6 protein-coding genes are annotated in these 13,092 nt (G+C 63.0%); 4 read left to right on the forward strand and 2 right to left on the reverse strand.

The genetic code is table 11. The features are described 5' to 3' along the window. Nucleotides 1-89 precede the first annotated feature (89 nt). Both BLU37_RS03540 and BLU37_RS03545 read right to left on the reverse strand, forming a co-directional pair. Entirely contained in the window at nt 90-1,739 is a 1,650-nt protein-coding gene (locus BLU37_RS03540) for an acyl-CoA dehydrogenase family protein (RefSeq protein ID WP_090202322.1), read from the reverse strand. A gap of 77 nt (nt 1,740-1,816) precedes the next feature. Continuing rightward, on the reverse strand, nt 1,817-4,201 hold the full coding sequence (locus BLU37_RS03545) for a hybrid sensor histidine kinase/response regulator (protein WP_090202324.1): 2,385 nt from the start codon (nt 4,199-4,201) through the stop codon (nt 1,817-1,819). Nucleotides 4,202-4,486: 285 nt separating this feature from the next. Here BLU37_RS03545 and BLU37_RS03550 point away from each other — a divergent pair, with 285 nt between their 5' ends. From BLU37_RS03550 to BLU37_RS03565, 4 genes are all read left to right on the forward strand, one after another. Continuing rightward, nucleotides 4,487-5,284, forward strand: a complete 798-nt coding sequence (locus BLU37_RS03550; RefSeq protein ID WP_090202326.1) for a hydroxymethylpyrimidine/phosphomethylpyrimidine kinase — start codon at nt 4,487-4,489, stop codon at nt 5,282-5,284. Nucleotides 5,285-5,316: 32 nt separating this feature from the next. Continuing rightward, nucleotides 5,317-5,940, forward strand: coding sequence for a thiamine phosphate synthase (thiE, locus tag BLU37_RS03555; RefSeq protein ID WP_090202328.1), 624 nt, complete (start codon nt 5,317-5,319; stop codon nt 5,938-5,940). A 17-nt stretch (nt 5,941-5,957) separates the two neighbouring features. Then, a complete protein-coding gene (gene hemL, locus BLU37_RS03560; RefSeq protein ID WP_090202330.1) occupies nt 5,958-7,241 on the forward strand; it encodes a glutamate-1-semialdehyde 2,1-aminomutase in 1,284 nt (427 codons plus the stop codon). Between the two features lie 240 nt (nt 7,242-7,481). Beyond that, nucleotides 7,482-13,091, forward strand: coding sequence for a putative Ig domain-containing protein (locus BLU37_RS03565; RefSeq protein ID WP_090202331.1), 5,610 nt, complete (start codon nt 7,482-7,484; stop codon nt 13,089-13,091). Nucleotide 13,092 lies beyond the last annotated feature (1 nt).

Raw genomic sequence — 13,092 nt, forward strand, 5'->3', positions numbered from 1 at the left:
CGTCGGACGGGAACATCGGCTTTTCGTTCCGTATCGCGATTTGTGGAAAGGCCACAGTAGTCAGTGACCCGCTCATTCTGCCTGTACGGTCAGAAACCCTGGGGGGTCGAGCGGGCGACGATCGCTTCGACATTCACCCCGCGAGGCAAGCAGCCATAGGCCAGGCCGGTCTCACCCAGGCGCGCGGCAATAAAGCCGTCGCTGACCGCTGAGTTACCCGCTTCCAGCAACAGCTTGGCCTGCAAGGCCAGCGCGATATCTTCGGTCAGTTGCCGGGCACGATACTGGATGTCGCCGGTATCGCTGAACGCCTGCTTGAGCTGCCCGATATGCCGGGCCAGGCGCTTGTCGCCATGCCCGTCACCCAGCTCGTCGAACAGCACCTCGAGCACACCCGGCTCCTTGGACAGCGAACGCAGCACATCCAGACACTGCACGTTCCCCGAACCCTCCCAGGTCGAGTTCACCGGCGCCTCGCGGTACAGACGCGGCAGGATGCTGTCTTCCACATAGCCGGCACCGCCCATGCATTCGGCAGCCTCGTTGATCATCGCCGGGGCCCGCTTGCAGATCCAGTACTTGCCCACCGCCGTGACCAATCGAGCGAAGCGGGCCTCGCGCTCGTCACCCAAACAGTCCAGCGCGCGGCCCATGCGCAGGCTCAGGGCCAGCGACGCTTCGCTCTCCAGCGCCAGGTCCGCCAGCACATTCTGCATCAGCGGCTGCTCGCTCAGCAGGCGCCCGCCGACCCGCCGATGCGCGCAATGGTGACTGGCCTGGGTCAGTGCCTGGCGCATCAACGCGCTGGAACCGACCATGCAGTCGAAGCGGGTCATGGCCACCATTTCGATAATGGTCGGCACGCCCCGCCCCTCCTCACCGATCATCCAGGCCAGAGCCCCCCGAAACTCGACCTCGCTCGACGCGTTGGAGCAGTTGCCCAACTTGTTTTTCAACCGCTGGATATAGAGCTGGTTGCGACTGTCGTCCGGACGGTGCCGGGGCAGCAGGAAACAGGTCAGGCCCTTGTCGGTCTGGGCCAGGGTCAGGAAGGCATCGCACATCGGCGCCGAGCAGAACCATTTGTGCCCCACCAGCTCATAGGGCTGACCAGGACCGCTCGCCCCCACCGGATAAGCCCGCGTGGTATTGGCGCGGACATCGGTGCCGCCCTGCTTCTCGGTCATCGCCATGCCGATGGTGGCACCGCTCTTGTGGGCGATGCCGATATTGCGCGGATCGTATTGGCGACTGAGGATGCTCGGCAGCCACTGCCCGGCGATGTCCGCCTGCAATTTCAACGCAGGCACACAAGCGAAAGTCATGGTCAGCGGACAACCGCTGCCAGCTTCGGCCTGGCTGTGCAGATAAGTCATCGCGGCACGGGCCACATGGGCACCGTCCCGTGGGTCGGTCCAGGGCAGCGAGGGCAAGCCGTGCTCGATGGCGGTACGCATCAGCTCGTGGTAAGCCGGATGGAACTCCACCAGGTCCTGGCGATGACCATAACGGTCATGACTGACGAACACCGGCTTGTTCTGGTTGGCCAGGAACCCAGCCGCCATCAGCGGTCCACCGGCCAACGCCCCATACTCATCGATCCGTGCCTGGGCCCAACCGGCACCCAAGCGTTGCGACCACTCCTGTAGCGGCAGGTCGATACGATAGAGGTTGGCACCATCGAGCGACGGCGGCTGATTGGTGACTTCGTGGGTTTCGGCGTACTGATGGAGGTTCATCGGGGCGAGCTCCTGCAGGAAGTACCTGGCAGCCCAGTGAATCACGCACACCCGCGTTAAAAAAGCGACATATACGCCTAAATATCGGCGCTTTCACCCTCGACAGGCATCAACAACCGACGTGCCAGAACACTCTGCAGCTCTTCGAAACGTACCGGTTTATGCAAGTAATCGGTCACCCCAGTCGCTCGGCAACGCTCGTCTTCCACGCCATTGACCAGGCAGGTCATCGCCAGGATCGGTACGGCCGTGGAGCCGAGGCCCCCGCGCAACTGCTCGCACAACATAGCACCGCCCTGCAGGTCGGCAGCACCGTCGAGCAACAGGACATCGATGCTTTCCCGGCGCAGGATATCGATGGCCAAACGCGGATCGTTGGCGGTCAGCACCCGATAACCGAGCTTGAGCAGCATTCCCCTGACCACCAGTTGGCTGACTTCATTGCCGTCCACCAGCAACACGGTGCACGCCTGCGGATTGCGCGTCGCCGACGCTGACGCGAGGCTCGCGTTGCGGGGCGCCAGCACCTCAAGGTCGACCTCGATCTGGAAGCGACTGCCCATCCCGGGCTCGGACTGATGGGTCAGGCGTCCGCCCAGCAGCTCGATCAACTGCCGGCAGATCGCCAGGCCGATACCCAGGCCGCCGTACTCACGGGTCATCGAACCATCGAGCTGGAAGAATCGCTGGTACAGCGAGGCTTCGTCCAGGTGGGTGAAACCGATTCCGCTGTCAATCACGGCAAAGGACAGGGTCAGTTGCCCTGGCTCGGCCGAATGGCCAATCACGCGCAATACCATTCCGCCCTCGCGGGTGAACTTGATGGCGTTGTCCACCAGGCATTCCAGGCACTGGAGGATCTTCGTCGCATCGCCATGGAGGCTGTCGGGCAGTTCCTCGGCAACTTCGATGGCAAAGTGCAACCCCTTATGCAGCACATGCCCGGAGAACTGCTCCTGCAAATTACTGAGCAGGCCGCGCAGGCTGAACGTCTGCGGGTAGACCTTCAGTCGCCCGGCCTGCAACTCCGTCAGGGTAAGCAGGCCGTTGACCATGCGCATCATGTCCAGCGCCGAACCGGCGGCGGTCTGCTGGTATTGCTCCAGTTCCGGACTCAACTCCAGCGTCTGCATAAGTTCCAACGAACCGATGACGCCGTTCATCGGCGTGCGCAGTTCATGGGTGACCGTCGCCAAAAACTCATCTTTCAGGCGGTTGCTGTTGGCCAGTTCCCGGTTCAGCACTTCCAGTTTCTGCCCGGACTCCAGCAGCGTCCGGGACTGCTGCTCGCGCATGGCATTGATCCGGTCGGCCAGGGCCAGCGACAGCAGACCGACCTCCAGCGCCGAGCCGATCTGACTGGCATACATGGTCAGGAACATGTTTGGCAGGTAGCCCAACACCATTAGGGTATTGATCAGCCCGCCCAACAGGAATGCCGACCAGGCGATGAGGAAATAGCGCGCCACCCGCAGGCCACGGTACCAGGCACGGGCCCCGGCGAAGAAGATGGTCACGGTGAAAGCCAGCGCCAGCGCCGTTGCCACGCGCAAGGCCAGCCCGTAACCGGTCATCAGCGACAGGGCCATGACCAGCACGCCAACCGCCATCAACAGCAGCAACAGGCGATCCAGCCAGCGGCTATGGGCCGCCGTCCCCAGGAAACTGCGGGTGAACTGGCAACCGAAGAAACCCGCCGAGCCGATCAGGAACGGCGTCGCGGCATTCGCCCACCAGGGGTTGTCCGGCCAGAAGTACTGGACCGCCGCACCATTGACAGACAACTGGTAAAAGCCGAACGAAGCGATATAGAAGATGTAGTACAGATAACTGGTGTCACGCACGCTGAGGTAGATGAACAGGTTGTAGACCAGCATCCCCAGCAGAACGCCGTAGATCAGGCCGAGCACATACAGGCGCACCGGCTGGTCTTCCAGGTAGGCCTGCTCCGACCACAGGCTCAGCGGTGCCTGGACCGAACCGTCGGTTTTCAGGCGCAGGTAGAGGGTCTTGCTTTCATTGGGCGCGAAATCCAGCTCGAACAGGTAATTGTTCTGCTTGATCGGCCGGCTGGCGAAAGGCAATTCGTCACCGGTGCGCTGACTCAGTTGGTATCCGCCACTGGCGTTCGGCAGGTAGAGGTCGATGCGGTCCATCGGCGGGTAGGCCATTTCCAACAGCCAGGTTCGCCGGACTCCGGGTTTTTTCGGTTTGTAGGTCAGGTCGACCTTGAGCCAGAACGCCGAACGCGAATAGCCCGCGTTGAGCGCGTCCTTGTCGTGTCGATGGAAGTGACTGGCCATCGCAGGCGAGGCAACATCCGCGATCGCGGCCTGGCCGCTCACGTCCTCGTACACCTGCATGACCCGCCCCAGGGGCAAGTTCTGAGTGGACTCATCAAACTCGACCGCGCTCGCCATCAGCGGCAGCCAGCTCAACAACATCATCAGCAAATAGCGCATACGGCTCCAGCATAGCCATTCCGGTCGCGTCAGGAGCCTCCATTCCCTTGAGACGACGTGATGCCGCATAGCCTGTTATTCGTTTGGATCCACTCTAGCATAGCCAATGATGGCTAAAAAACACCATTGAAATATTTCACCAAAAGGCTCTAGAACGGGCATTTCAGCGACCAAATCGAATGAATGAGCAGCCGCTATCGGCCGCATCGGACAAACCTTCAGGTTATAAATGCAGCGCTGCGTGGACGATTCCGAAAAAAGCGATTGGTGGTAAGCTCGCGCCCCATGAATATCTACAGCTCTCGTCCCGTTGTTCTCTGCCTATCCGGACACGACCCCAGTGGCGGTGCCGGCCTCCAGGCGGATATCGAAGCCCTGCTCGCCCAGGGCTGTCATGCCGCTCCTGCGGTCACCGCGCTGACCGTGCAAGACACGGTCAATGTCAGCGATTTCCGCGTCCTCGACCGTGAGTGGGTGTTGGCCCAGGCCAATGCGGTGCTCAACGACTCGACGGTCGCGGCGGTCAAGCTGGGCATGCTCGGCTCCCTGGAAATGGTCGACACCGTGGTCGAACTGCTCCAGGCGCACCCGCACCTGCCGATGGTCTGCGACCCGGTGCTGCGGGCCGGCGGCGGCGGTCGGCTGGGCAAGGACGAGGTGGGCTATGCCATGCGCGAGCGGTTGCTGCCGCTGGCGAAGATCGCCACGCCCAACCTGCCCGAGGCCCGCATTCTCGCCGAGCTGCCTGAAGGCAGTGCCGATGAATGCGCAGAAAAACTCCTGCCGTATTGCCAGTACCTGCTGATCACCGGCGGCCATGGCGACGAAGAGCAGATCCATAACCGCCTGTACGGTCGTGACGGCAGCCGCCAGACCTTCAAGTGCCAGCGCCTGCCCGGCAGCTATCACGGCTCGGGCTGCACCCTGGCAAGCGCCCTCGCCGGCCGCCTGGCCCAGGGCGAGCAACTGGTCAGTGCCGTCCAATCGGCCCTGAACTACACCTGGCGCACCCTGCGCGATGCCGAACAACTGGGCAAGGGACAATTCGTGCCACGTCGCCTGCCGCTGGACTTCTGCTCGTGATGCACCACCCGTAACGCCTTGAGGCCGAACCGATGAAACTACGTGGTCTGTATGCCATCACTGATGGCCAGTTGCTGGCCGGCAAGTTCCTCGCCTATGTCGAGGCGGCGCTGGAAGGTGGCGTGACCCTGCTGCAGTATCGCGACAAGAGCAATGACGAGCCCCGCCGACTGCGCGAGGCCGAGGCGCTGCTCAAACTCTGCGAGCGTTACAAGACCCGGCTGATCATCAACGACGATGCCGAACTCGCCGCACGCCTCGGGGTTGGCGTGCACCTGGGGCAGACCGACGGCCCGCTGACCCCGGCCCGCGCCCTGCTCGGCAGCAAGGCCATCATCGGCGCCACCTGCCACGCGCAACTGGAGCTGGCCGAACAGGCGGCCAAGGAAGGCGCCAGCTACGTCGCCTTCGGCCGTTTTTTCAATTCCACTACCAAGCCCGGAGCCCCGGCGGCCGATATCGCCCTGCTCGAACGGGCACGTCCTGCGTTGCACCTGCCGATCTGCGTGATCGGCGGTATCACCCTTGATAACGCGGCGCCGCTGGTGGCCCATGGCGCCGATTTGCTGGCGGTGATCCACGGCCTGTTCGGCGCCGAAAGCGCTCAGGAAGTGACGCGCCGCGCGCTCGCCTTCAACGCCCTCTTCACTTCATGATTTTTGAGAGCCCGACCATGTCCCGTTCCGAAACGCTGTTTGCCAATGCCCAGAAACACATTCCCGGTGGCGTGAACTCGCCCGTTCGGGCGTTCAAGAGCGTCGGCGGCACCCCGCTGTTCTTCAAGCATGCCGAAGGTGCCTACGTCACCGATGAAGACGACAAGCGTTATGTCGACTACGTCGGTTCCTGGGGCCCGATGATCCTCGGCCACAGTCATCCGGACGTGCTCGATGCGGTGCGCAAGCAGCTGGAACACGGCCTGTCCTATGGCGCACCGACTGCCATGGAAACCGAAATGGCCGACCTGGTCTGCTCGATCGTGCCCTCGATGGAAATGGTCCGTATGGTCAGCTCCGGCACCGAGGCGACCATGAGCGCCATCCGCCTGGCCCGTGGCTACACCGGCCGCGACAGCATCATCAAGTTCGAAGGCTGCTACCACGGCCACTCCGACAGCCTGCTGGTCAAGGCTGGCTCCGGCGCATTGACCCAGGGCGTACCGAGTTCGGCCGGCGTACCAGCGGCATTCGCCAAACACACCCTGACCCTGCCATTCAACGATATCGACGCAGTGGCGCAGATGCTCGGCGATGTCGGCCAGGAAGTCGCCTGCATCATCGTCGAGCCGGTGGCCGGCAACATGAACTGCGTACCACCGGCGCCGGGCTTCCTCGAAGGCCTGCGCCGCCTCTGCGACCAGTACGGCGTGGTGCTGATCTTCGACGAAGTGATGACCGGCTTCCGTGTCGCCCTCGGCGGTGCCCAGGCCCACTACGGTGTGACCCCGCACCTGAGCACCTTCGGCAAGATCATTGGTGGCGGCATGCCCGTCGGCTGCTTCGGCGGCAAGCGCGAGATCATGTCGTGCATCGCCCCGCTTGGCCCGGTCTATCAGGCCGGCACGCTGTCCGGCAACCCACTGGCGATGGCCGCCGGCCTGACCACCCTGCGCCTGATCAGCCGTCCGGGCTTCCATGCCGAACTGACCGACTACACCACCCGCCTGCTCGACGGCCTGCAACAGCGCGCCGATGCCGCCGGCATCCCGTTCGTCACCACTCAGGCCGGTGGCATGTTCGGCCTGTACTTCAGCGGCGCCGATGACATCGTCACCTTCGACGACGTGATGGCCAGCGATGCCGAGCGCTTCAAGCGGTTCTTCCATCTGATGCTTGAAGGTGGCGTGTACCTGGCGCCAAGCGCCTTCGAAGCCGGCTTCACCTCGATTGCCCACGGCGAAACCGAGCTGAAACTGACCCTGGATGCCGCCGAGCGCGCTTTTGCCGCCCTGAAATAAGTAGTATGTCCGACGCCGGTGCAGCCGGCGTCGGTTTTCCTGCCCGAATCGCCCCGCCTTGAATCGTCAAAAAATCAACACTTCCCGCCACACCCAATAACCACCGATCATTTAATTCAAATTATTGACGAATTACCGATAGACGGTCGCCACTTTTGCGCTCCTACGGGCCATAACAACGAGATTGCCAATTAAATATTGGCACTTCCCGGAGTTTGAACCTGATACGGAGATAAGTTCATGATTTTCAACGTACAAGATTTTGGCGCGAAAGGAGACGGCGTCACCGACGACACTGCAGCGATCCAGCATGCGATCGATGCGGCCGCCGCCGCAGGGGGTGGCCAGGTATACGCCCCGAGCGGGACGTATATCGTTTCGGCAGGCGAGGAGCCGTCCGACGGCTGCCTGATGCTCAAGAGCAACGTCCATCTGTACGGCGATGGCATGGGCGAAACCACGATCAAGGTGGCCGACGGTTCCGACACCAAGATCACCGGTATCATCCGTTCGGCCTATGGCGAGGAAACCCACGATTTCGGCGTCAGCCAACTCAGCATCGACGGCAACCGCGAGCACACCACCGGCAAGATCGATGGCTGGTTCAACGGCTACATTCCCGGCCAGGCAGGCTACGATTCCAACGTCACCCTCGACAGCGTCGAGATCAAGAACTGCTCCGGGTACGGCTTCGATCCCCACGAGCAGACCGTCAACATGGTGATCAAGAACAGCGTTTCCCACGGCAACGGCCTGGACGGTTTCGTCGCCGACTTCCTGAGCGACAGCACCTTCGAAAACAACACCGCCTACGACAACGACCGCCACGGCTTCAACATCGTCACAAGCACCCACGACTTCATCATGAGCAACAACGTTGCCTACCAAAACGGCGGCAACGGTATCGTCGTGCAGCGTGGCAGCGAGGACATCCCCTCGCCCAGCAACATCACCATCAGCGGTGGCCAGGTGTACGGCAACGGCGCCGAAGGAGTGCTGGTCAAGCTGTCCAGCGAGGTGAGCGTCAGCGGCGTCAATATCCATGACAACGTCGGCGCCGGGGTGCGCATCTACGGCAGCAACCATGTCGATGTCATCGACAGTACCCTCAACAACAACGCGCTGGGCGCCGCCGTCCCGGAAATCATCATCCAGTCCTATGACGACACCCACGGCGTTTCCGGCAAGTACTTCAACGGTAGCGACAACACCATCCAGGGCAACACCATCAGCGGCAGCGACCACTCGACCTACGGTGTCGCCGAGCGTAACGAGGACGGCACCGATCACAATGCCATCATCGCCAACACCATCAGCCACACCAGCAAGGGCGCCACGCTGGTCTATGGCGACGGCAGCTACGTCAGCGCCACGCTGCCGATGACCACCGTCCAGGGGACGACGGGTAACGACACGCTGGTGGGCACCAGCGCCAACGAGATTTTCTACGGCGCGGCCGGCAACGACACCATCCATGGCGGGGCCGGCAGCGACATCCTGGTCGGGGGGGCCGGCCTCGACAAGCTCACCGGCGGCACCGGCGCCGATACGTTCCGCTTTACCACCCAGTCGGACAGTTATCGCACCACGACCACCAGCCTGGATGACACCATCACCGATTTCGATGTCAGCCAGGACAGGATCGATCTCGCGGGCCTGGGCTTCACCGGCCTGGGGAACGGCCACGGCGGTACCCTGCAAGTCAGCTATAACGCCAGCAACGATCGCACCTACCTCAAGGACTACGACGCCGACGCCAGCGGCAATCGCTTCGAGCTGATCCTCGAAGGCAACCTCGCCGGCACCCTGACCGCCAGCAACTTCATCTTCAACCGGGTGATCACCGGCACCAGTGGCAGCGACGCCCTGTCAGGCAGTGATGCGGCCGACACCCTGCTCGGCCTGGCTGGCAACGACGGCCTCAATGGCGGCGCAGGCGACGATAAGCTCGACGGCGGTGCCGGCATGGATATCCTCACCGGCGGCGCGGGAGCGGATACCTTTGTCTTCTCCAACCGTCTGGACAGCTACCGCAACTACAACACAGGCGGCGCCAACCTGGGCGACCTGATCACCGATTTCGACGTCAGCGCCGACAAGATCGATCTTTCGGCCCTGGGCTTTACCGGCCTTGGGGACGGCAAGAACGACACGGTGTACCTGGTGCTCAACAGCGACGGCACCAAGACCTACGTCAAGTCCCTGGCCGCCGACGCCAATGGCAACCGCTTCGAGGTGGCGCTGGACGGCAATTACCTCAACACCCTGACCAGCGCCAATTTCATCTTCGCCACGTCGCCATCGAGTAACCATGCCCCTGTGGTAGCGACGCCGCTGCTGGACCAGAATGCCAGCGAAAACACGCCCTTCAGCTACGTGGTACCGGCTACCAGCTTCAGCGACCCGGACAACGACACCCTGAGCTACACCGCCAGGTTAGCCGATGGCAGCGCCTTGCCCGGTTGGCTGACCTTCGATGCCGTCACGCGTACGTTCACCGGAACACCCGGCGATAGTGCTTCGGGCACCTACGCCATACAGGTCACCGCGGCCGACGGCAGCAACGCGACCGTCAGCAACAGCTTCACCCTGGCGGTGCAGGATGTGCCCACGACCGTCGTCATCAATGGCACGCCGGGCAACGACACCCTGACCGGCACCACGGCCAACGAGCAACTGTTCGGCGGTGCCGGTAACGATATCCTCAGCGGTGGCGCCGGCAACGACATCCTGGTCGGTGGCACCGGCGTGGACAAATTGACCGGCGGGGCGGGTGCCGACATCTTCCGCTTCACCTCGAAACTCGACAGCTACCGCACCGGTTCCACCAGCGCCAGCGACCAGATCCTCGACTTCGACACCAGCGCCGACAGGATCGACGTCTCCACGCTCGGCTACACGGGCCTGGGCAATGGCCTGAACGGCACGCTGCAGGTGAGCTACAGCGCCTCGACCAACCGCACGTACCTCAAGGACCTCACCGTCGACGCCAACGGCAACCGCTTCGAAGTGTCACTGGCGGGCAACCTGGCCGCCAGCCTGACAGCCAGTCATTTCGTCTTCGCCGACCATAACGTACCCGGCAACGTGGCGCCGGTCGTCGCCATCCCGCTCCTCGACCAGAGTGCCAGCGAAAGCACGCCGTTCTCCTATACCCTGAACCACGACAGCTTCACCGATGCCAACCAGGATCTGCTGACCTACACGGCCACCCTCGCCGACGGCAGCGCCCTGCCCGCCTGGTTGACGTTCAATGCCACCAGCCTGACCTTCAGCGGTACGCCGACCAGCACCGCGGCAGGCAACTACGACGTACTGGTCAAGGCCAGCGATCCCTCGGGCGCGTCGGTCAGCGACAACTTCGCCCTGGCGGTGGCAGACGCGCCGGCCAATACCATTACCGGCGACAACAACGCCAACACCCTCAATGGCACGACCGGCGCGGACCTGATCCTCGGGCTCGACGGCAACGATACGCTCAATGGCGGCGGCGGCAGGGATATCCTCGACGGCGGCGCCGGACGGGACGAGTTGTCGGGTGGCGACGGTGCCGACACGTTCCGCTACACGCATCTGCTCGACAGTTATCGCGACTACGACAGCGGCGGTATCACGGCCACCGACACGATCCATGACTTCACCGTGGGCGTCGACAAGATCGACGTTTCCGCGCTGGGCTTTCTCGGCCTCGGCGATGGTAGCCATGACACCCTGTACATCACCCTCAATGCCGCCGGCGACAAGACCTACGTCAAGTCCAGTGAAGCGGACGCCAACGGCAATCGCTTCGAAATCGCCCTCGACGGCAACTACCTCGACACCCTGACGAGCAATGACTTCGTGTTCAGTGAACGCGCCCCGCAGGACATCCTCTATCTGCCGACCCTCGGCCAGTCCAACGCGCGCCTGCTGCGCATGACCGAGGACGACAATCAGTCCGGCACCTCGTTGCTGGTCGATGACCTGGACCGCTATACCCCCTATGACGTGCGCAGCCAGTTCACCGACAGCGACGGCAATGGCATCGATATCGCGGTGGGTGGCAGCACGGTCAACGGCCTGTCGACCCTCAGCCCCGAGGAACTCAGGTTGTGCTGGTGGCTGACCGACACCAACCAGCCCGGACCTGCGCTGCTGAGGGCCGTGGGCTTGCTCGGTGAGCAACTCGGCGAACTCAAGGCCATCGATAAGGTCACCATGGGCATCATTTGGGGCCAGGGCGAGGAAGCGGCCCAGGAAATCGCCCGGGCCACGGACAAACAGGCAGCGGCGGCGGCCTACCAGGCCGCGACCCTGAAGGTGTTTGACTACCTGCATGGGCAGTTCGGCAATTTCAGCGTTTACCTGATGGAAACCGGCCACTACGACCAGGATGCGGCGCGCGTCCGGGGGTATTCCGAGGAGAAGATCGCCGCCATCGTCGAGGGCGTCGGTTATGTCCGCGCCGCCCAGGAGGCCATGGCCGCCGAGCGCGCCGACGTCAAGCTGGCAGTGGACTACACCGACCTGCCCTTGCGCCACGAGGTCGATCCACTGGTGTATCCCGACGATGTCTGGCACCTGCACGAAGAGTCGGCTGAGATCGTCGGGCAGCGCCTGGCCGACTACATCGCCGACGACCTGGGCTTCCATGGCAACCCCAACGACAACCACAGCGTGCAGGACATTTTCGACCACGGCCAGGAAGGCGGGGTCATTACCGGCACCGATCAGGCGGACACCCTGGTGGGCACCGCAGGCAATGACACGCTGGATGGCGAACTGGGCGCCGACACCATGACCGGCGGCGATGGCAACGACATCTATGTGGTCGACAATGCGTTCGACAGCGTGGTGGAAACCAATACCTCGGCTGCACAGATCGATACGGTAAAGGCCTCGGTCAGCTGGACCCTTGGCGCCAATCTCGAAAACCTGGTGCTGACGGGTGTATCAACCATCGACGGCACCGGCAATGCGGGGCGCAACTTCATCACCGGCAATGCCGCCGACAACGTCCTCGATGGCGCCGCCGGAGCCGACAGCATCAGTGGTGGCGACGGCAACGATACCTATTATGTCGACAACACCGACGACAGGGTGATCGAAACCAACAGTGATCCGGTGTCGGGAGGCATCGACAGTGTCCACAGCCGCCTGGCGAGCTATACCCTCGGCGACAATGTCGAGAACCTCTATATCGACAGCCCCGGCGCCGCCAATGGCACCGGCAATGCCCTGGACAACACCCTGTTCGCAGGGGCCGGCAACAATGTGCTGGACGGTCGCGACGGCAACGATACGGTCTCCTTCGAACGGGCCCTGGCCGGGGTGACCGTCAACCTCTCGACATCGGCGCAACAGAACACCGTGGGGGCCGGGCTCGACACCTTGAAATTCTTCGAGAACCTGACCGGCAGCGCCTATGCAGACCACCTGACGGGCAACAGCGGCGCCAACGTCCTGAATGGCGGCGCGGGCAACGATACGTTGGTAGGCGGCGCGGGCGATGACCGACTGATCGGCGGCGAGGGGAGCGACAACATGACCGGCGGCACCGGGGCGGATACCTACGCATTCGGCTCGTTGGCGGACATGGGCGTCGGGCCCCAGCGCGATGTGATCATCGGTTTCAAGAGCAGCGAGGGAGATCAACTGGACCTGCGTGGGATAGACGCCAACCCGCTGACCGCCCAGCACGATGCCTTCACGTTCATCGGCGGCAATGCCTTCGACACCAGCAACGCCACCGGCCAGTTGCGCCTTGCCGATGGCATTCTCTATGGCAGTATCAATGCCGACGCCACCGCCGAGTTCGAATTCGAGCTGCTGGGTGTCAGGGAGCTGCATGCCGGCGACTTCGCCGCCTGAA

Origin of the sequence: Pseudomonas asplenii (assembly GCF_900105475.1) — a bacterium.
GTDB classification, from domain to species: Bacteria; Pseudomonadota; Gammaproteobacteria; order Pseudomonadales; family Pseudomonadaceae; genus Aquipseudomonas; species Aquipseudomonas asplenii.

Excerpts from the sequence above, each read along its gene's own strand:
- BLU37_RS03540 (WP_090202322.1), bottom strand. The coding sequence starts at position 1,739 with ATGAACCTCCATCAGTACGCCGAAACCCACGAAGTCACCAATCAGCCG.
- BLU37_RS03545 (WP_090202324.1), bottom strand. The coding sequence starts at position 4,201 with ATGCGCTATTTGCTGATGATGTTGTTGAGCTGGCTGCCGCTGATGGCG.
- BLU37_RS03550 (WP_090202326.1), top strand. The coding sequence starts at position 4,487 with ATGAATATCTACAGCTCTCGTCCCGTTGTTCTCTGCCTATCCGGACAC.
- thiE (WP_090202328.1), top strand. The coding sequence starts at position 5,317 with ATGAAACTACGTGGTCTGTATGCCATCACTGATGGCCAGTTGCTGGCC.
- hemL (WP_090202330.1), top strand. The coding sequence starts at position 5,958 with ATGTCCCGTTCCGAAACGCTGTTTGCCAATGCCCAGAAACACATTCCC.
- BLU37_RS03565 (WP_090202331.1), top strand. The coding sequence starts at position 7,482 with ATGATTTTCAACGTACAAGATTTTGGCGCGAAAGGAGACGGCGTCACC.